The following is a 25,295-nucleotide window of genomic DNA, read 5'->3' as shown; positions in this document are numbered from 1 at the left end:
CCGGCGCTTTCAGGCCGGGAGGCTAATTCGTTGGCGGAGCAGGGCAGCCGCAAAGTGAACATCGGATTTCATGCCGGGCCAATGGCACATCATCGCCGCCAAGTCCACAGCTATGGCAAATGCGCCGGGATCAGGCCAGGGCCAGCAATGCGGCGACGTCGAGCGGGGCGTTGGCCATTTTCAGATTGTCATGGCCATCGCGTGGCCATTCCACGCGCGGTCGGTCGCGATAGAGTTCGACGCCGTTCTGGTCCGGGTCACGCAGGTAGAGCGCCTCGCTGACGCCGTGATCCGCCGCGCCATCCAGTGCAATGCCCGCGTCAACCACCCGCCGCAGAACCTGCGCCAGGGACGCACGATCGGGGAACAGAAAGGCCGAATGATACAGGCCCGTGTGGCCTGGCGGGGGTGGTGTGGCACCGGCGCTTTCCCAGGTGTTCAGGCCGATATGGTGATGATATCCGCCCGCGCCCAGAAACGCGGCCCGGTTACCATATCGCTGCATCACGTCAAACCCAAGCACGCCGCTGTAAAAGGCGATGGATCGTTCAAGGTCGGACACTTTCAAATGGACATGGCCGACGCGGGTGGTCTCGGGGAGGTGGCTGGTCATCTGCATTCCTTTCCCGCCCAATATGGAGCGGGGGTGCGCCCGGCAAAAGCCTGTCGCCGCGCGCAGTCGGCCTGCACCGATGCACAGGCCGCCGGATCAGACGGTGGCGCCCACCATGCCGACAATATCATAGGTCTTGCGCAGGATCGGTGCAGTGATCTCGCGGGCGCGGGTTGCACCGCGTGCCAATATCCGATCGATCTCGGCGGGATCATCCATCAGACGGGCCATTTCGGTGGTGATCGGAGACATGCGCTCGACCGCCAGGTCCGCCAGCGCCGGCTTGAACTGGCCGAACTGCTTGCCGGCGAATTCTTCGACCACCTGTTCCTTGCTGCGGTCTGCAAGCGCGGCGTAGATATTCACCAGGTTGCGTGCCTCGGGCCGGTCATCCAGCGCCTCGATCGTGTCGGGCAGCGGTTCGGCGTCGGTCTTGGCCTTGCGGATCTTCTTGGCGATGGTGTCCGCGTCGTCGGTCAGGTTGATCCGGCTCATGTCCGAGGGATCGGATTTGCTCATTTTCTTTGAACCGTCCCGCAGGCTCATCACGCGGGTCGCGGTGCCCTCGATGACCGGTTCGGTGATCGGAAAGAAATCGACGCCATAGTCGTGGTTGAACTTGGCGGCGATGTCGCGGGTCAGTTCCAGATGCTGTTTCTGGTCTTCGCCCACCGGCACGTGGGTGGCGTGATAGACCAGGATGTCGGCCGCCATCAGCGACGGATAGGCCAACAATCCGAGGCTCGCCTGTTCCGCGTTCTTGCCGGCCTTGTCCTTGAACTGGGTCATGCGGTTCATCCAGCCCATGCGGGCGACGCAGTTGAAGACCCAGGCCAATTGAGCGTGTTCGGGCACCTGGCTCTGGTTGATCAGGATGGATTTCTCGGGGTCGATGCCGCTGGCGATGAACCCTGCACAGAGTTCACGGGTGCTGTGGCGCAACTGTTTGGGATCCTGCCAGACGGTGATGGCGTGCAGGTCGACCATGCAATAGATCGACTCGACCCCCTGGTTCTGGGCATCGGCAAAACGCTTCAGCGCCCCCAGGTAATTGCCAAGATGCAGGTCGCCCGAGGGCTGGATCCCCGAAAAGACGCGGGGCTGGAACTGGGTATCGGTCATCTGGGGCAACTCCCGTCTGGCAAATCTGGTCGGCCTCGCTTACCCATGAGGCGGGGTATCGTCAACAGGCGCAACGAACAGGCACCGAGGAGTCCGGGCAGATGAATGAACAGGGCAATGTTCCCGCAGTGAACCCGATGCCACCGGTGGTGGTGGCGATGTTCTTTTTCATCATGGGGATCGAGCTGGTGTTCCAACTGGGCGCGCGCGGGATCATCGGTGGTCCGACGGCGGTTGGCTGGCGGCTGGACGCGATGCAGACCTATGCGTTTTCCGCGGCGGTGCTTGACTGGATGATGGTGAACCATCGCTGGCCCATCGAGCATCTGATCCGCTTTGTCAGCTATCCGTTCGTGCATGCATCGTTCACGCACGCCTTGTTTGTCGGGGTGTTCCTGCTGGCCATGGGCAAGATGGTGGCCGAGGTGTTCGGCAGTATCGCGTTCCTCGCGATCTTCGTGCTGTCCGGTATTGGCGGGGCGCTGGCTTATGCGCTGATCCTGGACGATCCCGCGCCGCTGATCGGTGGCTTTCCGCCGGTCTACGGGTTGATTGGAGCCTTTACCTACATGCTGTGGATGTCGCTGTCGCGGGTTGGCGCAAACCAGACGCGGGCCTTTACACTGATCAGTTTCCTGATGGGGATACAGCTGGTTTTTGGCCTGCTTTTTGGCGGCAGCCCCGACTGGGTGGCCGATCTGGCCGGGTTCACCACCGGTTTCTGCCTGTCCACGGTGCTTGCCCCGGGCGGTCTGGCGCGGTTGCGCAGAATGGTGCAGCGCAAGTAAACCCCGCATTCCGGCCCAGATCAGCCGCGCCGCATGGCTCCGCGAAACTCGGCAAGACGGAAGGCCCCGATGAGGTGGCCAAAGCCGAAATAGGTGACGATACCCACCAGGATCAGGCCCGCGAGCGCGACATAGCGCAACCCGGCCATATGCAACGGCCCGGACAGCAGCGCGGCAATGGTGGCAAGAGCCAGCCCCATCACCACCGAGGCGGCGCAGATCCGCCAGAGCCGGCGATAGAACCGGTCGTCAAAACGCGCGACTTCGCCCATCGGACGGGTGCCGAGCGCCAGTTGCAGCACCATTGCCCAGGCCGCAACCGTGGTGCCGATCGCGGCGCCGATATAGCCCAGAAGATAGGCCATCGAGACCGCGACAACGACGTTGACGACCATCGACACCACGGCAAAGCGAAACGGGGTCCGGGTGTCTTCGCGGGCAAAATAGAGCGGTTGCAGCACCTTTTGCAGCACGAATGCGGGCAGGCCAAGCCCATACACCGCCACCGCAAGCGCGGTTGCGGCGGCGTCGGCGGCGTCAAACGCCCCGCGTTGAAACAGCACCGAAATCAGCGGGTAGGGGATCACTACGAGGGCAACCGCCGACGGGATGGTCAGCGCCAGCGACACTTCTCCCGCCCGGCTGAGTGCTGCGCGCGCGCCGGACTCGTCACGGGCCGCAAGGCGGCGCGACAGATCGGGCAGCAGCACGACACCCACCGCGATTCCCACCACGCCCAGCGGCAGCTGATACAGGCGGTCCGCATAGCTGAGCCAGGCAATCGCGCCGTCATAAAAACTGGCGACCTGACGCCCTACCAGCAGGTTGACCTGGACGACCCCGCCGGCCAGCATCGCGGGCAGGGCGATGACGGCCAATCGCTTGATATCCGGGGTCAGCCGGGGAAGGTGCGGCGTGATGCGAAACCCTGCGCGCCTGGCCGCGACCCAGAGCAGGGCCAGTTGCGCCACCCCCGCCACCAGCACGCCCCAGACGAGGAATGTCCCGTGGTGCAGGCCGGGCCGTGCGGCGGTGGTGTCGCTCGCCAGGCCGGATTCCGCGATCAGAAGGGCCGTGATGAGGATGACGTTCAACAACACGGGGGCGGCGGCGGCGGCGGCAAACCGGCCGGTTGCATTGAGCACGCCGGAGAGCAGCGCGGCCAGAGAGATGAACAGGATATAGGGAAAGGCAATCCGCCCGAACAGCACGGCGAGGTCAAACCGCTCATCCCCGGCAAAGCCGCTGGCCATGGCAAGCACCAGCCAGGGCATGCACACTTGTGCGACAACCGTGAAGACGATCAGCAGCGACCCCAGTGCCGCAAAGGCATCACTGGCAAAGCGTTGCGCATCGCCGCCGGTTTCCAGTTTCTTGGAGAACAGCGGGATGAAGGCGGTGTTGAACGCCCCCTCGGCAAAGAAGCGGCGGAACATGTTGGGCAGGCTGAAGGCCACCAGAAACGCCTCGGCCACCGGACCGGTGCCCAGCCAACCGGCGATGAGAATGTCGCGTACAAAGCCGAGAACCCGGCTGAGCAGGGTCCAGACTCCGACTGTCAGAAAGCCCGACATCAGGCGGATGGGTTTCACGAACAGGTCCTTTCAGGCGCGCGAACAACGGCGGCCGCGACGGGAGTTGCGACGGGAATTGCGACGGGGCGGCGCGCCGGTCATGGCGAGCCGCGCGCCACGGCACCACATGTCACGTTTCCGCCCGGTCCGTACCATCGGCAATGGCCTTGCGCAATTTCGCCTCGAGCGAGCGTTGCTTGGTCTCGGAATAGTATTTCAGCCCGAACATGTCCTTGACGTAGAACGAGTCGACCGCCTGTTCGCCATAGGTCGCGATCACCGCGTTGGCGATATAGATATTGGCATTGGCCAGGGTGCGCGTCAGGTCATACAGCAGGCCGGGCCGGTCGCGGGTGTCGACTTCGATGATCGTGTAGATATCGGACCCTTCATTGTCAAAGCTGATATGGGTCGGGACGTTGAACGCCTTTTCGCGCTTCTTGATCTTGTCACGGGTCTTGAACGCGTCGCTGGCGATCACCTCACCCTTGAGCGTTTTGTGGATCATCTTGGTCAGGCGCGGCAGGCGCTCGGCCTCGTAGGGGTGCCCGTCGCTGTCCTGTATCCAGAAGGCATCGGTGACATAGCCATCCTTGGTCGTGTAGCTGCGCGCATCGACGACGTTGGCCCCGACCAGCGCCAGCGCGCCGGCAAGCCGGGCAAAGATACCGGGGTGATCGGCCATCACGAAACAGGCGCGCGTGGCATCGCGGTCGGGGTCGGGATAAAGGTGGATCACGATCTCGCTGGGATCACCGGAGTCCTCGAGCGTGCGCAGCATACGGGCGAAATCCGCATGCGCGGTCACGTGCAGCCCCTGCCAATAGGGCGGATAATGCCTCTTGGTCTCGGCGGCGAGCGCGGCCTTGCTCCAGTCGGGCAGCACCTCGCGCAGGGCCTTCTTGGCGCTGGCCCCTCGGTTTTCGCGGTTCAGGTCCTCCATTCCGGTTTCGAGCGCACGCCGGGTCTGGCGATAGAGCGCACGGATCAGCGCGGCTTTCCAGTTGTTCCACACATCGGGTCCGACACCGCGAATGTCACAGACCGTCAGCACCGTGAGCAGGTCGAGCCGCTTGACGGTCTGCACCGCCTTGGCAAAGTCACGCACCGTGCGCGGATCGGCGATGTCGCGTTTCTGGGCCATGTCGGACATCAGCAGGTGATAGCGCACGAGCCATTCCACGGTTTCCGAGTCGGCCTTGCTCAGCCCAAGCCGCGGCGCCACCTTGCGGGCGATCTGCGCGCCCAGGATCGAATGGTCTTCGGGGCGGCCCTTGCCGATGTCATGCAGCAAGAGCGCGACATAGAGAACCTTGCGGTTGACGCCCTCCTTGAGGATCGACGAGGCCACCGGCAGCGATTCGATCAGCTCGCCCCGTTCGATCTGGGTCAGGTGAGCGATACACTGGATGGTGTGCTCGTCCACCGTATAGCTGTGATACATGTTGAACTGCATCATCGCGACGATGGGCTCGAATTCGGGCACGAATGCCGACAGCACCCCCAGCTCGTTCATGCGGCGCAGCGCCCTTTCCGGGTTGCCATGCTTGAGCATCAGGTCGAGAAAGATGCGCCGCCCCTCGCGGCTGTTGCGCATGTCATTGTCGATCAGCTTGAGGTTCGACGCCACCAGCCGCATGGCGTCGGGATGGATAAGCATGCCGGTGCGCAGCGCCTCTTCGAAGATGCGCAGCAGGTTCAGGTTGTCTTCGAGGAATTCATCCGGGTCCGCGATCGCCAGCCGGTTGTTGACAACCGTGTAGCCCGGTTTGATCCGCGGCTTGCGGCGAAAGATGCGCTCCAGCAGCGGTTCCGACTTGGCGTTGATATCCTCGAGCTTGCTCAGGAAGATGCGGGTCAGGTCGCCGACCGACGTGGCGTGACGGAAATATTTCTGCATGAAAATCTCGACGCCGCGCCGCCCGGCGAGATCCTTGTAGCCCATGGCATCCGCCACCGCGACCTGCATGTCAAAGGTCAGCTTTTCGGTCGGCCGCCCGGCAATCAGGTGCAGATGCGAGCGCACCGCCCAGAGAAAATCCTCGGCCTTTTCGAACGTGGCGAATTCATCGGCCTGGAACACGCCCAGCGGCACAAGCTCGGCGGCGTCCTGCACCCCGTGGATATACTTGGCGATCCAGAACAATGATTGCAGGTCGCGCAGGCCGCCCTTGCCTTCTTTGACGTTGGGCTCGACCATGTATCGCTCGCCCTGCTTCAGGTGCCGTGCCTCGCGCTCGTTCAGCTTGGCCTCGACGAAATCCTGCCCGTTGCCGGTAAACAGGTCGGTGGCGAGGCGGGTATCCAGCTTTTCGGCGAGGGGGGCGTGCCCGGCTATAAAACGGTGCTCGAGCAACGCGGTGCGGATGGTGAAGTCTTCCTGGCCAAGCCGGATACAATCCTTGATGGTGCGGCTGGCATGGCCCACCTTGAGGCGGATGTCCCAGAGGATGTAGAGCATCGATTCAATGACGCTCTCGGCCCAGGGGGTGATCTTGTAGGGGGTCAGGAACAGCAGGTCGACATCCGAGAACGGGGCCATCTCGCCACGGCCATAACCGCCCACCGCGATCACCGCGATACGCTCGCCGGCGGTGGGGTTGGGGCGCGGGTGCAGATGGGTATGGGCGACCATCAGCGCGCTCATCACCAGCCCGTCGGTCAGGTAGGTATACGAGCGCGTCAACGCGCGGGCGGCAAAGGGGTTCTCGGCAAAGGCGGCAGCAATCGCCGCCCGGCCGCTGTCCTGGGCGGTGCGCAGGATCCTGACGGTTTCCGACCGCAAGGCCGCGTTGTCCGCCGCGTCGCGCGCGGCGGCCACGATCTGTTCCTGTACCGAAACGGCATCAAAAACAGCGGTTTCATCGCAAATCAGCGGGCCGGGCGCGACCGGATGATAGCGGCCCGGCGCGGCGGGATCAGAACCCGGCGCCGGAGAAGCTTGTTGGTGCAGGGTCAATCACAACCACCTGTTTGTTCTGAATTGTCGCCACCGCGAGGCCACGCTCGTTGGTGCCGTCGGGCCGCAGGCGGAAGATGCCGCCAACCCCCTGGAAACCGGCCCCCTGGGTCAGGGCGGCACCGGTCAGCGCATCGGCCTTGCCGGCACCGACCAGCGCACCGATGGCCGCGATACCGTCATAGGCAAGACCGCCGATCGGGTGCGGGCTGCCGCCATAGGCGGCGGCATAGCGCGAGTTGAACTGTTGCGCCTTGCCCGGATCGGGTAGCGCGAACCAGCCGCCCTGCACACCCGGCAATGCCAGCGTCGGTGCCGGAATATCCCAGCGGGTCAGGCCGACAAATTGCGTGGTGGCGGGCGATACGCCCGCTTCGGGCAGCAATTGGCTGAAGAGCGGCAAGGCGCCCGCGGTCGTTGCCGCCAGGAACAGCGAGTCGGCCCCGGTGCTGTCGACCATGGACTTGATCCGGGGCACGGTGGCGATCACCGATTGTTGCGACAGGTCATAGGCAACCGTCCCGGCAAGCCGCGCACCGCTTCCGCGGATGGCTTGCTGAATGGCATCGCGGCCCAGTTGCCCGGCGATGTCGGTGCCATGCACGACGACAAAATTGCCCTTGCCCCGGCTCGCGGAATAGCGAGCCAGCCGGTTGGCGGTGTTGAAGAAAGTCGGCCCGAGGATGAACACGTTGCCGCCCGCGATGGTCGGGTTGTTCGAGAATGACAGGACGTTGATGTTCTGCCCGCGTACCGCAAGGCCGACCGCGTTGGCGGATTCCGCATAGACCGGGCCAAGGATGATCCGCGCGCCGTCATTCACCGCCTGTGTGGCCTGTGCCGCCGCCGTGGCGGCATTGCCGCCGGTGTCATAAACCCGCAGGTCGATCTGGACGCCGTTCAGGTCCGCCATCGCGAGCCGCGCCGAGTTTTCCAGGCTGCGCGACAGCACCGCATCGCCCGATTGCGGCGAACTGCGCGGCAAGAGCAGGGCGACGGGAACCGGTTTGTCGGTATTGATGGTCGGCCCGCCACCCGGTATCGCGTCACAGGCGGACAGTACCACGAGCGACAGCAGGGCCAGACAATACAACAGCACCTTGCGGGGCACGGCGAAAACGGCAAACATGGTTCGGCAACTCCCTCATGCGGCGGCCTTGCTGCGCCGCTCTGTCAGTCCGGGATAATAAACGTCAGCGGGAGAGGGTCCAGCGTTGAATCATCAAAAGGTCCGATTGGCCCCGGGGCTGTATTTTGTCGCCACCCCCATCGGTACGGCGCGCGACATCACCTTGCGGGCGCTGGACGTGCTGGCCTCGGCCGAGGTGATCGCCGCCGAAGACACGCGCAGCCTGCGTCACCTAATGGAGATCCACGGGGTGCCGCTCGAAGGACGGCGAGTGCTTGCCTATCATGACCACAGCGGCGATGAGGCGCGCGGGCGATTGCTCGGGGCGCTGGCCGATGGGCGGTCGGTCGCCTATGCCTCGGAAGCAGGGATGCCGCTGATCTCGGACCCGGGCTATGACCTGAGCCGCGCCGCCCACGAGGCGGGGCACCTGGTCACGGTGGCACCGGGGGCATCGGCGGTTCTGACCGCGTTGACGCTTGCGGGGCTGCCAACGGACGCGTTTTTCTTTGCCGGTTTCCTGCCCAACGCGGCGACCGCCCGCCGTGCGCGCCTGCAAGAGCTGCAATCGGTGCCTGGCACGCTGGTGTTTTACGAATCGCCCAAACGGGTCGCGGCAAGCCTTGCGGACATGGCCGAGGTGCTTGGCACGGCCCGGCCTGCCGCGATTTGCCGGGAACTGACCAAGAAATTCGAGGAAGTGCGCCGGGGCAACCTTGGCGAGCTGGCCGAGGGGCTTGGCGCCGACAGGATCAAGGGCGAGATCGTGCTGGTGGTCGATCGCGCCCGTTCAGAGGCGGTTAACGACTCTGACCTAGAAGAGGATCTGAAAGCGGCGTTGAAAGAGCATTCCGTCAAGGATGCGGCCGACCTGGTGTCGCAAAGCCACCGCATCCCGCGCAGGCGGGTGTACCAGATGGCGCTCAGCCTCACCAAGACCTGAGAGGGGATGCAATGCAGCCAGAGCTCAGAGGGCGGATCGCGCATCACGCGGGCGATGCCGCCGAGCAGCAGGTCGCACGGTATTACCAGCGGCAAGGCTATGAAATTCTTGCGCGGCGCTGGCGTGGTGCCGGGGGCGAGATCGACCTGATCCTGCGCCATGCCGCCACCATGGTTTTCGTCGAGGTCAAGAAAGGGCCAAGCATCGCCCGCGCCGCCGAACGGATCAGCCCCCGCCAGGTGCGGAGAATCATGGTCGCGGCCGAGGAATTCCTGGCCGATCACCCGTCCGGAACACTGAGCGAAATGCGGTTCGATGCGGCGCTGGTCGATGCACAGGGGGCGTTCGAGATCCTGGAAAACGCCTTTGACGGTGGTTGATCGGCATTGAACCCGTGGCCCCGCTACGCCATGTATCAGGCGCAAGACAGAGGAACGCGCCATGAAGATCGCCTTTCAGATGGACCCGATCGGGAACGTCGATATCAATGCCGACAGCAGTTTTCGTCTGGCCGAGGAAGCCCAGGCGCGGGGGCATGAGCTGTTTTATTACAGCCCCGACCAGCTGGCCTATCAACAGGGCCGGATCACCGCGCGCGGACAGGACATGAACGTGCAGCGGGTTGCCGGCCAGCCGGCGATCCTGGGCGAGCGGCGCGAAGTGGACCTCGCCGATTTCGACGTGGTCTGGCTGCGCCAGGACCCGCCATTCGACATGCATTACATCACGTCGACCCATCTGCTCGACCGGCTGAAGGGCACGACGCTGGTGGTGAACGATCCGTTCTGGGTGCGCAATTATCCGGAAAAGCTGCTGGTTCTGGATTTCCCGGATCTGACTCCGCCCACCACCATTGCCCGCGATCTGGAGACGATCAAGGCGTTCAAGGCCGAGCATCGCGACATCATCCTCAAGCCGCTCTATGGCAATGGCGGCGCGGGGGTCTTTCGCCTGGACGAGAATGACCGGAACCTGACCTCGCTCCACGAATTGTTCACCGGGTTCTCTCGCGAGCCGTTGATCGTTCAGAAATTCCTGCCTGACGTACGCAACGGCGACAAGCGGGTGATCCTGGTCGATGGCAAGGCGGCGGGGGCGATCAACCGGGTGCCCGCCGAAGGGGAAACCCGCTCGAACATGCATGTTGGCGGGCGGCCGGAACAGATCGGCCTGACCGCGCGCGACAGGGAAATCTGTGACGCCATCGGCCCGCTGCTGCGCGAAAAGGGGCAGGTCTTTGTCGGGATCGACGTGATCGGCGACTATCTTACCGAGATCAACGTGACCTCGCCCACCGGTATCCAGGAACTTGAGCGGTTTGACGGGGTGAATATCGCCGAACAGATCTGGCTGGCAATCGAAGGCAGGCTGGGCTGACCATCAGGCGGCGGCACCGGTGATGCGAAAACTCAGTGCCTCTGCCACATGCGGCCGGCGCACCGTATCGCTCTTGTCGAGATCGGCGATGGTTCGCGACACGCGCAGAACCCGGTGATATCCCCGCGCCGACAGGCCGAACCGTTCCGCCGCGCGCGTCAGCAGCGTGCGGCCTTCCTCGTCCGGGGTGGCGATTTGCTCGAGCTGGGCGCCCTCGATATCGGCATTCTGCCGTGGTCCGTCAGCCTCGCCAAAGCGTTCGGCCTGAACCCTGCGCGCCGCGGCGACGCGGCTGGCGACTTCTTGCGAACTGTCGCCTGATGCAGGCAGATCAAGATCGGTAAAGGCCACCGGAGGCACCTCAAGCCGCAGATCGAACCGATCCATCAATGGCCCCGAGATGCGCCCCATATAGTCTTCGCCACACACCGGAACCCGGGCACAGGCGCGGGACGGGTCCGTCAGATAACCGCATTTGCAGGGGTTCGCTGCCGCCACCAGCATGAATTTGCAGGGGTATTTCACATGTGCATTGGCCCGTGCGATCATCACCTCGCCGGTTTCAAGCGGCTGTCTGAGCGTTTCCAGAACGGCGCGGGTGAATTCGGGAAATTCGTCCATGAACAACACACCATTATGGGCGAGGCTGATTTCACCAGGGCGGGCATTGCGCCCGCCGCCGACAATTGCCGCCATCGACGCGGTGTGATGCGGTTCGCGAAACGGCCGGGCGCGGTTGATGCCGCCTTCGTCGAGCAGGCCACAGAGCGACTGGATCATCGAGGTGTCCAGCGCCTCGGCCGCCGTCAACGGCGGCAGGATGCCCGGAATGCGCGCCGCCAGCATGGATTTCCCCGATCCGGGCGTTCCCACCAGCATCAGGTGATGCCGTCCGGCAGCGGCAATCTCCAGGGCGCGCTTGGCGCGTTCCTGGCCCTTCACGTCGCGCAGATCACGATCCTGCGGCGGCGTGGTAACTTCGCCCGGCTCCGCCGGTGGGATCGGAGACTGGCCGGTGAAATGGCGGACAGCATCGCCCAGGCTCGCGGCACCGATCACCTGCGTCGCACCAACCCAGGCGGCCTCGGCACCCGATGCCTGCGGGCAGAGCAGGCCGCGTTCCTCCTGCGCCGCCGCCATCGCGGCGGGCAGGGCACCGACCACCGGCACCAGCGAACCGTCCAGCGACAATTCCCCGAGCGCGACCATGCCTTCGATCACGTCACAGGGCACGATGTCCAGCGCCGCCAGCAGCGAGAGCGCGATGGGCAGGTCGAAATGGCTGCCTTCCTTTGGCAGGTCCGCGGGCGACAGGTTGATGGTGATGCGTTTTGACGGCAGGGCAATCGCCATCGAGGCAAGCGCCGAGCGGACGCGGTCGCGTGCTTCGGACACGGCCTTGTCGGGCAGGCCGACAATCGAAAACGCCGGCAAACCGGGGCTGACCGCGCATTGCACTTCGACCAGGCGGGCATCGACCCCCTGAAAGGCAACGGTATAGGCACGCGAGACCATCCAACCCCCGATCCATGATGCGACCTGTTAACCGCTATCCGGCACGTGGTTTAGGAATGGTTAACACGAGGCGGCACGCGCCTCGGAAAGGGCATATCCTGGGGAAATGGTGAGAGGCTGGACATCGACCCAAGCGGGACTCGTTGTGGCTGCTTCCTTCCGGACCTGACCAGGTTGGCGAGGCGCTCGCCCGCGCCAACCTCTCGATGCCGCATATAAGGGCGTGCAGACCGATTTGCAACCGGTGTCAGACCGCGATGTCCAGCCGCAGGAACCCCTCGGGTGTGATCGGACCCAGGTTGATGACGCGATCGCCCAGCTCTGCGATATGCCGCCGCGCCGCCGGGCCGGTCAGGGCGGTGACATATGTGCCGGGCATCGGCACGAACCGCCAGGGGGAGGGGGCATCCTGTATCGGGTCCACGGGCAGGCGACCGCTGACATAATTTCCGATCACGTCGCGCAGCGTGACCGACGGCACATCGATCATGCAGGCGTTGGCAAGCGCGGCAAACGGGCCGCCACCGCTGGCGCGATAGCTGTTCATGACCACCACATATCGGTCCTCGGCATTGACCGGCCGACCGGCATACATGACATCTACGATCCGGCGGCTGTTGCGGCCATGGGGTGGCGTGCCGGCCCCGGGCGATGACAGATCGATGCGATAGCTCAGCCCGTGCAGCACATCGAAATCATGGCCCGGAACCGTTTCATTGACCAGCGGCTGCCCATCCGCGCCAGGTTCGATATGATTGAACAGCCGGGCCGAAACCTCGAGCCAGTCCTGCAATTGCGCCCCGGTCACGATTGCGGCGCGCAACTCGTTCGGAAATACGTGCAGATCGGCGAGATGCCGGTAGGACAAGGGGCCTGCCGGAATGTCCGTGTAGTGGTTTGGCCCCGCCCGCCCGCCGAATTTCGCCGGGGCCGTGGCCGAGATCAGCGGCAAGCCCTCGGCCTCGGTCCCCGCCAGATAGGGGCGCACGGCGGCGGCCTGTGCCGCGGCAACCAGCGCCAGCGCGCGATCGGGTGCAAAGAAGGAAAAATAGCTGTGCAGGGGAACCGCGCTGTGCCCCACGGGTTGCCGCATCAGGTCGCGGGTTTGGGCGTGATCCTCGGACAGCAGCGCGACGAGTTCCGGGTCTTCCGGGATGAGCGCGGTCGGCTCTCCCGTGTCCGAGCGCCGCGCAATCGGACGCAGGTCGCATTGAAATCCCGCGCGCGTCCACCTGTGGTGATGGTCGGCAACCAGGTCAAGATCGATCACCCCGAGATGTGATCCGCAATTGCCGGCCATGACCACCGGCTTGCCGTGGACCGCGCCGGTCTCGGCATCCACGTCCTCGATGTCGCAATGATCCGGGCCCGGCAGCCGCAGGTGGGTGTGGCCGGATATCACCGCATCGATCCCGTCAAGCTGTGCCAGCGGGCGGGCGGCGTTTTCAAGCTCGGCGTGATCGGGCGCGTTGCTCAACCCCGTATGCGCCAGCGCGACGATCAGGTCGCAGCCCGCCGCCTGCAGGCTCGGCACCCACTGGCGCGCGGATTCGACGATGCCGCTGGTCTGCATATGCGCGCTCAGGTGATGGGCATCCCATTGAACCGTCTGCGGCGGAAGAAACGACATGACCCCGATCCGAATCGGCCATTCCTCGTCGCCACAGCGCAGCAGCCGGTCAAGAATGGCAAAGGGTTCGAACCCGTTGGTGTGGGCCGGGCGCAGGCGCTGCATGTTCGAGCAGAGCACCGGGCAGGGCGCCTGTTGCAGCGCCTTGGTCAGTGGTTTGAGGCCAAAGTTGAAATCATGGTTGCCCAGCCCGATCGCGTCGTAACGCAGGTAGGCAAAGGCGCGCATCAACGGGTGGGACCGGTCCGCGCCATTGGCGGCAATATCGCTCATCGGAGTGCCCTGAAAGGCATCGCCATTGTCAAACAGCAACACCAGCCGGTCCTCCACCCGTGCTTCGAGCCGGGCGGCATTGATCAGCGTCGCGGTACGGGTCAGCCCGACAAACGGATCGGGCCGGTCGGCATAATAGTCGTGGCTCAGAAGGTTCATGTGCAGATCGGTGGTCGCCAGTAGACGCAAACGCGCCCTGGTGCCGATCGGCACGCGTCGTCGGTCTGTCACAATCCTGTGCCCTTCCGGGCGGTGGAAACTGTCTTCATGGGTGCGTATCGCCCGAATGCCCGGGCTCAATTCCCGGTAAGTGTATGAAAGCATGTCACCCTCGCGTCTTGAAACCGGCTCGCGCGGTCGACTTTGTGGCGGGTGTGATGCGAATTGGCGTCATGTCGGGGTGGCTTTGCGATTGAACTCGGTCCGCGTTTTCTGCGATGCAGGGCCAATGCCGCGCGATGCGGCAACGGTGGGGCAGCGGTATGAAAACGACATGAAACTGGCGGAACAGGTGACTTTCGGCGGCTCCGGTCTGGACCGGGCGGCGCATATCCGTGGCGATGCGACGGCGCTTGCGGCCGCGCTTGCGCATCCCGAGGCCTGCGCGGTGGTGCTGTGGCGTGGCAAGCCGCTGGTCAGGGGCGAAGGTCTGGATCGGCTGGCCAGGGTGCCGCTGACTCATCCGGTCTTGCAGGGCGGATATGCCGACGCGGTGTCGATGCCCGTGTTTCTCGGGCTGGATGATACCGGGGCGCCGCTTTTCGGTTGCGACATCTCGGCCTGGGAGCCCAAGGACCAGGACCTTGCCGCGCTTGGGCTGTTTCTCGATCCGTCGGAACAGGTTCATCCCGATTTCCCCAAGGATCACGTGTTTGCGGAACTGCGCCGCATCATGACCCGGCTTGACCGGAGCGATGCCGAGCTTGCCGCCACCGCCAAGGCGATCATCGCCTGGCATGACAGCCATCGGTATTGTGCCCGGTGCGGCGCCCCGAGCGAGATCGCGCAGGCCGGTTGGCAGCGGAGTTGCCCGAGCTGCAAGGCGCATCATTTCCCGCGAACCGATCCGGTGGTGATCATGTTGATCACGCATGGAAATTCGGTTCTGATGGGGCGCTCACCGGGGTGGCCCGAAGGGATGTATTCGTTGCTCGCGGGGTTTGTCGAACCGGGCGAGACGCTCGAGGCGGCGGTTCGGCGCGAGGTGTTCGAAGAGGCCGGGGTCGAGGTAGGCGAGGTCAGTTACCTGTCCAGCCAGCCCTGGCCGTTCCCCGCTTCGCTGATGTTCGGTTGCGCCGGGCGGGCGCTCGGGCGGGACATCCGGATCGATCCGGTTGAGATCGAGGACGCCATCTGGGTCACGCGCGACGACATGATGACCGCCTTTGCCGGCGAACACCCCGTTCTCAAACCGGCGCGGCGCGGCGCGATTGCCCATTTTCTCCTGCAGAACTGGCTTGCGGACACGCTGGATTAAACCGACACTCTGCCAACAGGAACGCATGGACGACAGATGCAGTTTTCGAGCAAGGAAGACATTGATGCCCCCGCCGCCGACGTTTTCGCCATGCTGTGCGAATTCGAGAGCTTCGAGCGCCTGGCGATCCGGCGTGGGATCGAGGTGGAGCGGCTGCAAGACAGCAACGCCCCGGTCCTGGGCATGGGCTGGCGCGCAGTGTTCGACCTGCGGGGCAAACGGCGCGAGGCGACCATCACGCTCGACACGTATGACCCGCCCAACGCAATGCGATTCACCACGGTCTCGACCGGGCTGGACGGGTTTCTAGATCTCGAACTTGTCCCGCTGTCGCCCCGGCGCACGCGGATGGCGGTGGTGCTGAATCTCAAGCCGCGCACGCTGCCCGGACGTCTGTTGATCCAATCGCTCAAGCTGGCCAAGGCAACCCTGACCAAGCGGTTCAAGCTGAAGGTTGCGGATTATGCCAAGGGACTCGAAGAGCGCCATCGCGGGCTTGCATAGGCGTAAATCGGCTCAACTTTAGGTATTCCGCCTCTAGCCGGATGGCAAAACCGTGCATAAGGTGACGCCACGATGCAGAGCGCCTTGTTGTACAGATCGAAAATTCTTGTCGTCCTGGCGCTGCTCTGTGCCCTGGCGGGTACGGGATTTGCGCATCGGATTGCCGGGCCGGAACATGACCCGGCACTTGCGGCCTATGTTCAGGCGGGCGGTTCGCTGGCCGATCTCTGTGCCGATGACGAAGCACCGCAGCGTGACATGGCCAACGGCTGCGAGTCCTGCCGCCTGGTCGGGGCGGCTGTACTGCCCGCGCATGAAACCGGGGCCGTCACGGAAATGGGCGGACGGCCCGTTCCGGATGTTCCCGACGACCAAGACCATGGCAAGTCCGCGCGATTGGACCAGTCGCGTCCGGCACGGGCCCCTCCCGCGATCTGAAGCGCAGGATCGCGCCGGTCCGACCCGCGCCCGACTCCGGATGCAAGCAACGCTCCGGGCGGAATTCGCGGTTTCGTGGCCCGGACGACGTGCGCGCCATCTCAAACCAACATTCAGATCAACCACCGGCACCCCGCAGAATGCGTGCCGTAGCTGGAGAACCAATATGGTTTCTATCGACCCCACCGGGGCCTTGCCGGCCGAAGATGCCGCGCCAAAGCCCAACAAACTCTATCTCGCGGCGTGGCGCTGGCATTTCTATGCCGGGCTGTATGTCATTCCCTTCCTCGTCACCCTGGCCCTGACCGGCCTTGTCATGTTGTGGGTCAGCACCCTGTCCGGGCGGGACGGTGAGTGGATCGCCGTCGCTCCGCAAGGCGAGGCGCTCGCCGTATCAGAACTCGCGGAACGCGCCACCGGGTCCGTTCCGGGCGGCACGCTGGTTCAGTACATCGCCCCGCGCGCGCCGGAACTGGCGGCGATCTTTCGGGTTGATGCAGGCGGTGACGCCGTGATGGTCGCGGTCAATCCCTATACCGGCGATATCCTGTCCGAGATGTCGCGCCGCGCCGGGCTATATGACCTGGCGAGCGATATCCATGGCACCCTGTTGCTGGGTGTCACCGGAGATCGCATGATCGAGATCGCGGCGTCGCTGGCCATGGTTCTTGTCGCGACCGGGCTGTACCTGTGGTGGCCCCGTGGATCGCAGGGCCTTGGGGTGTTTCTGCCCAATCTCGCCGCGCGGGGGCGGCAGTTGTGGAAGAGCCTGCACGCGACGATCGGGGCCTGGATCTCGGTGGTGTTGGTGTTTTTTCTGATTTCCGGCCTGTCCTGGGCCGGCATCTGGGGAGAGAAATTCGTGCAGGCCTGGAACACCTTCCCGGCCGAAAAATGGGGCGCGCCGCTTTCGGATGTCACCCATGCCAGCATGAATCACGGTGCCACCAAAGAGGTGCCCTGGGCCTTGGAACAGGCACCGATGCCGGCTTCCGGGTCCGATGCGGGTTCAAGCGGAATCGCGGCGGCAACGCCCGTCTCGCTGGACAGTGTCACGGCCTTTGCCCGCCGGATCGGGTTCGAGAACCGGTTCCAGTTGAACCTGCCGCAGGGGGCGGAGGGCGTCTGGACCATCTCGCGCGATTCGATGAGCAATGACAGCACCCGCCCGACCGATGATCGCACGGTTCATATCGATCAGTATAGCGGCAGGATTCTCGCCGATGTGCGGTTTGCCGACTATTCGGTCTATGGCAAGGGCATGGCGGTGGGCATCGCACTGCACGAGGGTGACATGGGCTGGTGGAACGTGGCGTTGAACACGATTTTCTGCCTGTCGGTGATCTTTGTCGCGATCAGCGGGGCCGTCATGTGGTGGATGCGCAGGCCAGCCGGTGCGGGCCGTCTTGCCGCGCCGCCGATGCCGCGCGATGTGCCGCTCTGGCAAGGCGCGGTTCTGGTCGGGCTGGCGATTTCGCTGGCCTTTCCCCTGGCGGGGCTGACCCTGTTGGCGGTGCTGGCCCTGGACGTGCTTGTGCTGTCGCGGATACCGGCCCTGCGCAGGATGCTGTCCTGATACGGGTCTGCGCCGGCCCCGGGTCGGCGCAGCCTGTCAGTTTCGTCCGGGATCGGCCGGGTAGACGCCCAGTATCTCGATATTGGTGGTGAAATAATTCAGCTCGTCCAGCGCGAGCGCCACGTTGGGATCATTGGGGTGGCCCTCGATATCGGCGTAGAACTGTGTCGCGGTGAACGAGCCGTCAACCATGTAACTTTCCAGCTTGGTCATGTTGACGCCATTGGTCGCGAACCCGCCCATCGCCTTGTAGAGCGCCGCCGGGATGTTGCGCACCTGGAACACGAACGTGGTGATCATGCCACCGGCTCCCCGGCGGGAAATGTCGGATTCCGGTGACATGATCAGGAACCGGGTGGTGTTGTTGGAATTGTCCTCGATATGCTCGGCCAGCGCATCAAGCCCATAGATTTCACCGGCCAGCGGACTGGCCAGCGCCGCCAGAGACCGGTCGCCCGCCTGCGAGACATGCCGCGCGGAACCGGCGGTATCGGCCCCGGTGATGCGATGAATGCCATGTTCTTGCAGGAAACTCTTGCACTGGCCAAGCAGGACGGTGTGGCTCATCGCATGGTCGATATCGGCAACCTTGGTGCCGGGCAGGCCGAGCAGGTTGATGTGGACGCGCACGAACGCCTCCTGGATGATATGTAGCCCGGATTTCGGCAGCAGCGAATGAATGTCGGCAACGCGCCCATAGGTCGAGTTTTCGACCGGCAGCATGGCCAGATCCGCCGCACCGGTTTTCACCGCCTCGATGGTGTCCTCGAAAGTGCGGCAGGGCAGGGCTTCCATGTGCGGACGGGCGTTGCGGCAGGCTTCGTGGCTATAGGCGCCGGGCTCTCCCTGGAATGCAATTCGGTTGGTCATCGATGGTTTTCCGTGCAACATGTACAAATCGGGCGTTTCGTCGCGGTGTCTATACCTTGCCCAAGACAAGGGAAAGGCTTAGACAACGGCGAAACGGATCAAATGGACACGCGACCAAATGGATACGATGACCTACACCAAAGCAGCGGGCGGGTTCCTCTGTGCTTTCCTGGTTCTCCTGCTCGGCAAATGGGCGGCGGCTGGCTTGTATCACGTAGGCGGGCATGGCGACCAAGAAGCTGCTTATGTGATTGAAACCGAGTCCGGCGAAGCCGAGGCCGAGGCCGAAGAAGTCAGTTTTGACGAATTGATGATGGCTGCGGATGTCGACAAGGGCGCCAAGGTGTTCAAGAAATGTTCGGCCTGCCACAAGCTCGAAGATGGCGCCAATGGCACCGGGCCTTTCCTTTACGGCGTGGTTGGCCGCGCGGTCGCGTCCGTGGGCGGTTTTGGTTACTCCGATGCGCTGACCGGTGTTGGTGGCGATTGGACGCCGGAGCGGCTGAGCGAGTTCCTGACCAAGCCGAGCGATTTCGCATCCGGCACGACCATGAGCTTTGCCGGTCTGAAAAAGGCCACCGACCGGGTGAACCTGATTGCCTATCTCGACAGCCTCGACAACTAGGGCCGGGCGATAGTCTTACGGGAAAGCCGCTGCGCTGCGCAGCGGCTTTTTTGTTGCGCGCTCGGCGTGGATGCGTGCCATTGCAGGGCAGTTGCCGCTTTCTCACATTTTCGCAACTTGTATCTTGGCACCACGCTCCATTAGCTTACATCGGCAAGAGACAAGGCGCCCCGAGGTGCCGTTTCACAGAGGAAGAGCAAGATGAACCACGACTCCGCCGCGCCGGTCACCCGTGTCCTTTCACTGCAACGACAGGTCGGGATCGCGGGATTGGCGCTCGTGATGTTGCTGGGATTCGCGACGCTTGCGCTTGCCGAGGAAAAGATCATCAAGAGCCACGGGTTCTCGGAATTCGGCGACCTGAAATATCCCGAGGGGTTCGCGCATTTCGACTATGTGAACCCGGATGCGCCCAAGGGCGGGGAATTGTCCTATGCGGCGCAGGGCACGTTTGACAGCTTCAACCCGTTCAATCGTCAGGGCCGCGCCGGGGCGCGGTCTGCGGATCAATACGAGTCGCTGCTCTTTCCGTCCTATGACGAGCCGGCTTCGTATTACGGCCTTGTCGCCGAGAGCCTCGAATATCCCGAGAGCCAGGATTGGGTGATCTTCAACATGCGGCCCGAGGCACGGTTCTCGGATGGCACGCCGGTCACTGCCGAGGATGTGGTGTTTTCCCACAACCTGCTGCTTGACCAGGGGTTGCAATCCTATGCCGAGGCCGTGCGCAAGCGCATCCCCAAGGCCGAGGCCCTGGGGCCGCACCGGGTCAAGTTCTATTTTGCCGAAGGGTATCCGCGCCGCGCGATGATCACCCAGGTTGGCGGCACGCCGATCTTTTCCAAGGCGTGGTTCGAGGCCGATCCCGAGAATCGCCGGCTCGACAAACCGCGGATGGTGCCGGGCATCGGCTCTGCCCCTTATGTGCTCGACAGCTATGACATCAACCGGCGCATCGTTTACAGGCGTAATCCCGATTATTGGGGTAACCAGGTCAACGTGAATGTGGGGCGCAACAATTACGACACGATCCGTATCGAGTATTTCAGCGATTCGATCGCGGCGATGGAGGCGTTCAAGGCCGGTGAATTCACCTTCCGGCAGGAAAACAACTCCAAGAGTTGGGCCACGGCCTATGATTTCCCGGCGATCGCCAAGGGATACGTGGTGAAAGAGGAGCTGGCCGATGGCCAGGTGCCCTCGGCGACCGGTTTCGTGATGAACCTGGACCGGCCACAGTTCCAGGACCCGCGCGTTCGGGCCGCGGTGCAGTTGGCATTCAACTTTGAATGGACCAACGAGAGCCTGCAATACGGATTGTTCCAGCAACGCCATTCCTTCTGGCAGGGCACGCATCTGGAGGCCCGGGGCATTCCCGAGGGCCGCGAGCTTGAGATCCTGCAATCGCTTGGCGACGATCTCGACCCGGCCCTGCTGACCGGTGAACCGGTCAGCGCCCATAGCAGCAAGCCGGACCGCCCCAATGACCGCCGCAACCTGCGCCAGGCGATGAAACTGCTGGACGAGGCGGGCTGGAGCGTTGGCGATGACGGCATTCGCCGCAATGCCGAGGGGCAGACGCTCAAGATCGAATTCCTCTCCGACAACCCGGTGCTGGACCGTATCATCATGCCGTTTGTCGAGAACCTGAAGGCGATGGGCATCGACGCGGCCTATAACCGGATCGACAATGCCCAGTTCACGCTGCGCCGCCGGGAACGTGACTTTGACATGATTTCGGGGGGCTATACCACGTCGCTGCAACCCTCGACCGGTCTGTACCAGCAATATGGCACCGAAGCGGCGGCGTTTTCGGTTTTCAACCAGTCGGGCGTTCACGGGCCGGATATCGAGGCGCTGATCGACAATATCGTTTCCGCCACCGAGGCGGATGAACTGACCGCGAATGTGCGGGCGCTCGACCGGGTATTGCGATCCAAGCGGTTCATCGTGCCGACCTGGTACCTGGGCAAGCATTGGGTCGCCTATTGGGATCAATATGCCTATCCGGCCACCCTGCCGCCCTATGCCCTGGGGGAAGAGGACTTGTGGTGGGTCGATGCCGACAAGGCGGCTGCGCTGAAATCCTCTGGCGCTTTGCGGTAAGCCGACCCGATGGGAGCCTATATCGCAAGACGCCTGCTGTTGGTGATCCCGACCCTGCTGGGTATTCTGATCATCAATTTCGTGCTGGTCCAGTTTGTCCCCGGCGGGCCGGTGGAACAGATCATCGCCCAGATGGAAGGCGGCGGCGATGTGTTCGAGAACATTGCCGGCGGCGGCGCGGATGTCGAGATTCAGTCAACCGGGGCCAATGACCGCTATGTGGGCGCGCGTGGCTTGCCGCCTGAATTCGTTGAGGAACTCGAACGGCAATACGGGCTCGACAAGCCGCCGCTGGAACGGTTCTTCAAGATGCTGGGGGATTATGCCCGGTTTGATTTCGGCGAAAGCTATTTCCGCTCGACCAGCGTGATCGACCTGATCCTTGAAAAGATGCCGGTGTCGATCACACTTGGCCTGTGGTCGACGCTGATTGCCTATGCAATCTCGATCCCCCTGGGCATCCGCAAGGCAGTGCGCGACGGGTCGAGCTTTGATACCTGGACCAGCGGCATCATCATCATGGCCTATGCGATCCCCGGCTTCCTGTTTGCCATCCTGCTGTTGGTGCTGTTTGCCGGGGGATCCTATTGGCAGGTGTTCCCGCTGCGCGGCTTGACCTCGGACAATTGGGACCAGCTCAGCCTGTTGGGCAAGATCGCCGACTATTTCTGGCACATCACGCTGCCGGTCGTGGCCTCGACCATTTCGGCCTTTGCCACGCTGACCCTGCTGACCAAGAACAGCTTTCTGGACGAGATCAAGAAACACTATGTCATGACCGCCCGCGCCAAGGGGCTGAGCGAGCGCAAGGTGCTGTATGGCCATGTGTTCCGCAATGCCATGCTGATCGTGATCGCGGGCTTTCCGGCGGTGTTCATCGGGGTTTTCTTTGGCGGTTCGGTGATCATCGAAACGATTTTCTCGCTCGACGGGCTGGGCCGGCTTGGCTACGAGGCCGCGGTGGCGCGGGATTATCCGGTGGTGTTCGGCACGCTCTACATGTTCGGCTTGATCGGGTTGCTGACCGGGATCCTGTCGGACCTGATGTATGTGCTGGTTGATCCGCGTATCGATTTCGAACGGCGCGAGGGGTAAATGGCCTTGTCACCGCTCAACCAGCGCCGCTGGCGCAATTTTCGCCGCAATGGCCGGGCCTTCTGGTCGCTGATCATATTTGGCATTCTGTTCGGCCTGTCGCTGTTTGCCGAGTTCATCGCCAATGACAAGCCGATCCTGGTGAGTTATCGCGGCGATTATTACACGCCGATCTTCAGGTTCTATCCCGAAACCGCCTTTGGCGGGGATTTCCAGACCGAGGCGATCTATCGCGATCCCGAGGTTGAATGCCTGATCCGCTCGGGTGGCTCTGACCTGTGTTTCGACGATCCCGACGCGATCATGCAAGAGGCCAGGACCGGCATGATCGACGGTGCGCCGATCGAACAGGGCTGGGCGCTGTGGCCGCCGATCCGCTATTCGTTCAACACCACCGTGGACCGCCCCGGCGCGGCCCCCTTGCCGCCCAACGGGCAGAACCTGCTGGGAACCGATGACACCAAGCGCGACGTGCTGGCGCGGGTGATCTACGGGTTTCGTCTGTCGATCCTGTTCACCCTGATCGTCACCACGGTGTCCAGCCTGATCGGTATCGCCGCCGGCGCGGTGCAGGGCTATGTCGGGGGCTGGCTCGACCTGATCTTTCAGCGCATCATCGAGATCTGGTCCGGTACGCCGCAGCTTTATGTCATCATCATCATGTTCGCGATTCTGGGGCGCAGTTTCTGGTTGCTGGTGTTCCTGATGATCGCCTTTGGCTGGATGGCCCTTGTCGGGGTTGTGCGGGCCGAGTTCCTGCGCGCCCGCAATCTCGAATATGTACGCGCGGCCAAGGCATTGGGGGTTGGCAATCTGACGATCATGTTCCGGCACATGCTGCCCAATGCGATGGTGGCGACGCTGACCATGCTGCCCTTTATCGTGACCGGAACCATCGCGGCGCTGGCGTCGCTGGATTTCCTCGGCTTCGGCTTGCCCTCGTCGGCCCCGTCCCTGGGCGAGCTGACCTTGCAGGCCAAGCAGAACCTGCAAGCGCCATGGCTGGCATTCACGGCGTTCTTTACCTTTGCCATCATGCTGTCGCTGCTGGTGTTCATCTTCGAAGGCGTGCGAGACGCGTTCGACCCGAGAAAGACGTTCTCATGAGCCTTTTGACCGTCGAGAACCTGAGGGTGTCCTTTTCGCAGGATGGCCAGTTCAGCCCCGCGGTGCGCGGCGTGTCGTTTTCGTTGGACCGGGGCGAGACCGTGGCGCTTGTGGGGGAATCCGGGTCGGGCAAATCGGTGACGGCGCTGTCCACGGTGGCGCTGCTCGGAGACAGCGCACATGTCGAAGGCAGCGTGACCTATGATGGCCAGCAGATGATCGGCGCGCCGGAACGGTTGCTGCGCAAGGTGCGGGGCAATGACATCAGCTTTATCTTTCAAGAGCCGATGACCTCGCTCAACCCGCTGCACACGATCGAGCGGCAATTGTCGGAATCGCTCGCCCTGCATCAGGGGCTGGCCGGGCAGGCGGCCCGCGACCGCATCCTTGACCTCTTGACCAAGGTGGGAATCCGCGATCCGGAAACTCGTCTGGGGGCCTACCCGCATCAGCTCTCGGGCGGGCAGCGGCAGCGGGTGATGATTGCCATGGCGCTGGCCAACAAGCCCGACATCCTGATCGCCGATGAACCAACCACCGCGCTGGACGTGACGATCCAGGCGCAGATCCTCGAATTGCTGGCGGATCTCAAGAAACAGGAAAACATGGGTCTGCTGTTCATCACCCACGACCTTGGCATCGTGCGACGGGTGGCCGACCGGGTCTGTGTGATGAAGGGCGGCGAGATTGTCGAGACCGGACCCACCGCCGAGATATTCGAGAACCCGCGACATCCCTATACGCAAAAGCTGTTGGCGGCAGAGCCCTCGGGCCAGCCCGGGCCGGTGCCCGCGGATGCACAAGAGGTTGCCAGCACCGATCAGTTGAAGGTCTGGTTCCCGATTCAGCAAGGCTTTCTGAAAAAAACCGTCGGGCACGTCAAGGCGGTCAACCAGGCCACGCTGAGCGTTCGCGCGGGTGAAACGGTGGGGATCGTGGGCGAATCCGGTTCGGGCAAGACCACGCTGGCGCTGGCGATGATGCGGTTGATCTCGTCTCAGGGCGCGATCACCTTTCGCGGGCAGGATGTGCGCAAATGGTCGACCCGGGAACTGCGCCGGCTGCGGGCAGAGATGCAGATCGTCTTTCAGGATCCGTTCGGTTCGTTGTCGCCGCGCATGACCTGCCAGCAGATCATTTCCGAGGGGTTGGACATTCACAAGGTCGACCCCACGCGGGACAAGCGTGAACTGGTCGCGGAGGCGATGACCGAAACCGGGCTCGATCCCGACACGATGGACCGCTATCCGCATGAGTTTTCGGGCGGTCAGCGTCAGCGCATTGCAATTGCGCGGGCCATGGTGTTGCGCCCCCGGCTGCTGGTGCTGGACGAGCCGACCTCGGCGCTGGACATGACGGTGCAGGTGCAGATCGTCGACCTTTTGCGCGACCTGCAACAGAAATACGGGCTGGCCTACCTGTTCATCTCGCATGATCTCAAGGTGGTGCGCGCCATGAGCCACAAGGTTCTGGTGATGAAACAGGGCGACGTGGTGGAGCAAGGCGCCACCGAAGACCTGTTCGACCGCCCACGCACCGAATATACCCGCGCCCTGATCGCGGCGGCGGGATGA

At 63.4% G+C, this 25,295-nt stretch carries 21 protein-coding genes and 1 other RNA gene; 13 read left to right on the top strand and 9 right to left on the bottom strand.

All coding sequences use genetic code 11. The features are described from left to right. Positions 1-130: 130 nt before the first annotated feature. Positions 131-613 (bottom strand): VOC family protein, encoded by a 483-nt coding sequence (locus ACP15R_RS06320; protein WP_424985547.1) that lies wholly within the window; start codon positions 611-613, stop codon positions 131-133. A 96-nt stretch (positions 614-709) separates the two neighbouring features. Continuing rightward, a complete protein-coding gene (gene trpS / locus ACP15R_RS06315) occupies positions 710-1,735 on the bottom strand; it encodes a tryptophan--tRNA ligase (RefSeq protein WP_424985546.1) in 1,026 nt (341 codons plus the stop codon). Positions 1,736-1,836: 101 nt separating this feature from the next. Here trpS and ACP15R_RS06310 point away from each other — a divergent pair, with 101 nt between their 5' ends. Continuing rightward, entirely contained in the window at positions 1,837-2,523 is a 687-nt protein-coding gene (locus ACP15R_RS06310; RefSeq protein ID WP_424985545.1) for a rhomboid family intramembrane serine protease, read from the top strand. 20 nt (positions 2,524-2,543) lie between these two features. On the opposite strand, the gene murJ is transcribed toward ACP15R_RS06310, so the two are convergent. The 3 genes from murJ to ACP15R_RS06295 all read right to left on the bottom strand — a co-directional run bounded on the left by murJ (position 2,544) and on the right by ACP15R_RS06295 (position 8,185). Then, entirely contained in the window at positions 2,544-4,115 is a 1,572-nt protein-coding gene (murJ, locus tag ACP15R_RS06305; protein ID WP_424985544.1) for a murein biosynthesis integral membrane protein MurJ, read from the bottom strand. A 112-nt stretch (positions 4,116-4,227) separates the two neighbouring features. After that, complete coding sequence (locus ACP15R_RS06300; protein ID WP_424985543.1) at positions 4,228-7,056, bottom strand: [protein-PII] uridylyltransferase; 2,829 nt, start codon at positions 7,054-7,056, stop codon at positions 4,228-4,230. Then, a complete protein-coding gene (locus ACP15R_RS06295; RefSeq protein ID WP_424985542.1) occupies positions 7,016-8,185 on the bottom strand; it encodes a penicillin-binding protein activator in 1,170 nt (389 codons plus the stop codon). Before ACP15R_RS06295 ends, ACP15R_RS06300 begins: the two co-directional genes overlap by 41 nt. A gap of 85 nt (positions 8,186-8,270) precedes the next feature. Here ACP15R_RS06295 and rsmI point away from each other — a divergent pair, with 85 nt between their 5' ends. From rsmI to gshB, 3 genes are all read left to right on the top strand, one after another. Then, on the top strand, positions 8,271-9,128 hold the full coding sequence (gene rsmI / locus ACP15R_RS06290; protein WP_424985541.1) for a 16S rRNA (cytidine(1402)-2'-O)-methyltransferase: 858 nt from the start codon (positions 8,271-8,273) through the stop codon (positions 9,126-9,128). Between the two features lie 11 nt (positions 9,129-9,139). Then, a complete protein-coding gene (locus ACP15R_RS06285; RefSeq protein WP_424985540.1) occupies positions 9,140-9,508 on the top strand; it encodes a YraN family protein in 369 nt (122 codons plus the stop codon). 61 nt (positions 9,509-9,569) lie between these two features. Further along, a complete protein-coding gene (gshB, locus tag ACP15R_RS06280) occupies positions 9,570-10,505 on the top strand; it encodes a glutathione synthase (protein ID WP_424985539.1) in 936 nt (311 codons plus the stop codon). 3 nt (positions 10,506-10,508) lie between these two features. On the opposite strand, the gene ACP15R_RS06275 is transcribed toward gshB, so the two are convergent. From ACP15R_RS06275 to ACP15R_RS06265, 3 genes are all read right to left on the bottom strand, one after another. Then, positions 10,509-12,020 (bottom strand): YifB family Mg chelatase-like AAA ATPase, encoded by a 1,512-nt coding sequence (locus ACP15R_RS06275; protein WP_424985538.1) that lies wholly within the window; start codon positions 12,018-12,020, stop codon positions 10,509-10,511. A 107-nt stretch (positions 12,021-12,127) separates the two neighbouring features. Beyond that, positions 12,128-12,226: signal recognition particle sRNA small type (ffs, locus tag ACP15R_RS06270), an RNA gene on the bottom strand. A gap of 41 nt (positions 12,227-12,267) precedes the next feature. Then, a complete protein-coding gene (locus ACP15R_RS06265; RefSeq protein ID WP_424985537.1) occupies positions 12,268-14,154 on the bottom strand; it encodes a bifunctional 2',3'-cyclic-nucleotide 2'-phosphodiesterase/3'-nucleotidase in 1,887 nt (628 codons plus the stop codon). A gap of 217 nt (positions 14,155-14,371) precedes the next feature. Here ACP15R_RS06265 and nudC point away from each other — a divergent pair, with 217 nt between their 5' ends. From nudC to ACP15R_RS06245, 4 genes are all read left to right on the top strand, one after another. Further along, positions 14,372-15,400, top strand: coding sequence for an NAD(+) diphosphatase (nudC, locus tag ACP15R_RS06260; protein ID WP_424985536.1), 1,029 nt, complete (start codon positions 14,372-14,374; stop codon positions 15,398-15,400). 36 nt (positions 15,401-15,436) lie between these two features. Continuing rightward, positions 15,437-15,904, top strand: coding sequence for an SRPBCC family protein (locus ACP15R_RS06255; protein ID WP_424985535.1), 468 nt, complete (start codon positions 15,437-15,439; stop codon positions 15,902-15,904). An 87-nt stretch (positions 15,905-15,991) separates the two neighbouring features. Then, complete coding sequence (locus ACP15R_RS06250) at positions 15,992-16,342, top strand: hypothetical protein (protein ID WP_424985534.1); 351 nt, start codon at positions 15,992-15,994, stop codon at positions 16,340-16,342. 166 nt (positions 16,343-16,508) lie between these two features. Next, a complete protein-coding gene (locus ACP15R_RS06245) occupies positions 16,509-17,918 on the top strand; it encodes a PepSY-associated TM helix domain-containing protein (protein ID WP_424985533.1) in 1,410 nt (469 codons plus the stop codon). A gap of 36 nt (positions 17,919-17,954) precedes the next feature. Here the strand turns inward: ACP15R_RS06245 and ACP15R_RS06240 are convergent, their stop codons facing one another. Beyond that, positions 17,955-18,788: a prephenate dehydratase gene (locus tag ACP15R_RS06240; protein WP_424985532.1), complete on the bottom strand. Its 834-nt coding sequence runs from the start codon at positions 18,786-18,788 to the stop codon at positions 17,955-17,957. A 118-nt stretch (positions 18,789-18,906) separates the two neighbouring features. Between ACP15R_RS06240 and ACP15R_RS06235 the strand changes: the two genes are divergently transcribed. The 5 genes from ACP15R_RS06235 to ACP15R_RS06215 all read left to right on the top strand — a co-directional run bounded on the left by ACP15R_RS06235 (position 18,907) and on the right by ACP15R_RS06215 (position 25,295). Continuing rightward, on the top strand, positions 18,907-19,413 hold the full coding sequence (locus ACP15R_RS06235; protein WP_424985531.1) for a c-type cytochrome: 507 nt from the start codon (positions 18,907-18,909) through the stop codon (positions 19,411-19,413). Between the two features lie 201 nt (positions 19,414-19,614). After that, the gene (locus ACP15R_RS06230; RefSeq protein ID WP_424985530.1) at positions 19,615-21,519 is read left to right on the top strand and encodes an extracellular solute-binding protein; all 1,905 of its coding nucleotides are present in this window, start codon (positions 19,615-19,617) and stop codon (positions 21,517-21,519) included. Between the two features lie 9 nt (positions 21,520-21,528). Further along, the gene (locus tag ACP15R_RS06225) at positions 21,529-22,614 is read left to right on the top strand and encodes a microcin C ABC transporter permease YejB (protein WP_424985529.1); all 1,086 of its coding nucleotides are present in this window, start codon (positions 21,529-21,531) and stop codon (positions 22,612-22,614) included. Next, the gene (locus ACP15R_RS06220) at positions 22,615-23,721 is read left to right on the top strand and encodes an ABC transporter permease (protein ID WP_424985528.1); all 1,107 of its coding nucleotides are present in this window, start codon (positions 22,615-22,617) and stop codon (positions 23,719-23,721) included. After that, positions 23,718-25,295 carry an ABC transporter ATP-binding protein gene (locus ACP15R_RS06215; RefSeq protein ID WP_424985527.1) on the top strand — a complete coding sequence of 526 codons (1,578 nt, stop codon included), beginning with the start codon at positions 23,718-23,720 and terminating at the stop codon, positions 25,293-25,295. Before ACP15R_RS06220 ends, ACP15R_RS06215 begins: the two co-directional genes overlap by 4 nt.

The organism is Microbulbifer sp. S227A, from assembly GCF_049800935.1.
The sequence above is the reverse complement of the archived record's forward strand: the minus strand, read 5'-3'. Positions and strand labels throughout refer to the sequence as shown.

Excerpts from the sequence above, each read along its gene's own strand:
- ACP15R_RS06320 (WP_424985547.1), bottom strand. The coding sequence starts at position 613 with ATGACCAGCCACCTCCCCGAGACCACCCGCGTCGGCCATGTCCATTTG.
- trpS (WP_424985546.1), bottom strand. The coding sequence starts at position 1,735 with ATGACCGATACCCAGTTCCAGCCCCGCGTCTTTTCGGGGATCCAGCCC.
- ACP15R_RS06310 (WP_424985545.1), top strand. The coding sequence starts at position 1,837 with ATGAATGAACAGGGCAATGTTCCCGCAGTGAACCCGATGCCACCGGTG.
- ACP15R_RS06295 (WP_424985542.1), bottom strand. The coding sequence starts at position 8,185 with ATGTTTGCCGTTTTCGCCGTGCCCCGCAAGGTGCTGTTGTATTGTCTG.
- ACP15R_RS06285 (WP_424985540.1), top strand. The coding sequence starts at position 9,140 with ATGCAGCCAGAGCTCAGAGGGCGGATCGCGCATCACGCGGGCGATGCC.
- gshB (WP_424985539.1), top strand. The coding sequence starts at position 9,570 with ATGAAGATCGCCTTTCAGATGGACCCGATCGGGAACGTCGATATCAAT.
- ACP15R_RS06275 (WP_424985538.1), bottom strand. The coding sequence starts at position 12,020 with ATGGTCTCGCGTGCCTATACCGTTGCCTTTCAGGGGGTCGATGCCCGC.
- nudC (WP_424985536.1), top strand. The coding sequence starts at position 14,372 with ATGCCGCGCGATGCGGCAACGGTGGGGCAGCGGTATGAAAACGACATG.
- ACP15R_RS06255 (WP_424985535.1), top strand. The coding sequence starts at position 15,437 with ATGCAGTTTTCGAGCAAGGAAGACATTGATGCCCCCGCCGCCGACGTT.
- ACP15R_RS06245 (WP_424985533.1), top strand. The coding sequence starts at position 16,509 with ATGGTTTCTATCGACCCCACCGGGGCCTTGCCGGCCGAAGATGCCGCG.
- ACP15R_RS06240 (WP_424985532.1), bottom strand. The coding sequence starts at position 18,788 with ATGACCAACCGAATTGCATTCCAGGGAGAGCCCGGCGCCTATAGCCAC.
- ACP15R_RS06235 (WP_424985531.1), top strand. The coding sequence starts at position 18,907 with ATGGATACGATGACCTACACCAAAGCAGCGGGCGGGTTCCTCTGTGCT.
- ACP15R_RS06230 (WP_424985530.1), top strand. The coding sequence starts at position 19,615 with ATGAACCACGACTCCGCCGCGCCGGTCACCCGTGTCCTTTCACTGCAA.
- ACP15R_RS06225 (WP_424985529.1), top strand. The coding sequence starts at position 21,529 with ATGGGAGCCTATATCGCAAGACGCCTGCTGTTGGTGATCCCGACCCTG.
- ACP15R_RS06220 (WP_424985528.1), top strand. The coding sequence starts at position 22,615 with ATGGCCTTGTCACCGCTCAACCAGCGCCGCTGGCGCAATTTTCGCCGC.
- ACP15R_RS06215 (WP_424985527.1), top strand. The coding sequence starts at position 23,718 with ATGAGCCTTTTGACCGTCGAGAACCTGAGGGTGTCCTTTTCGCAGGAT.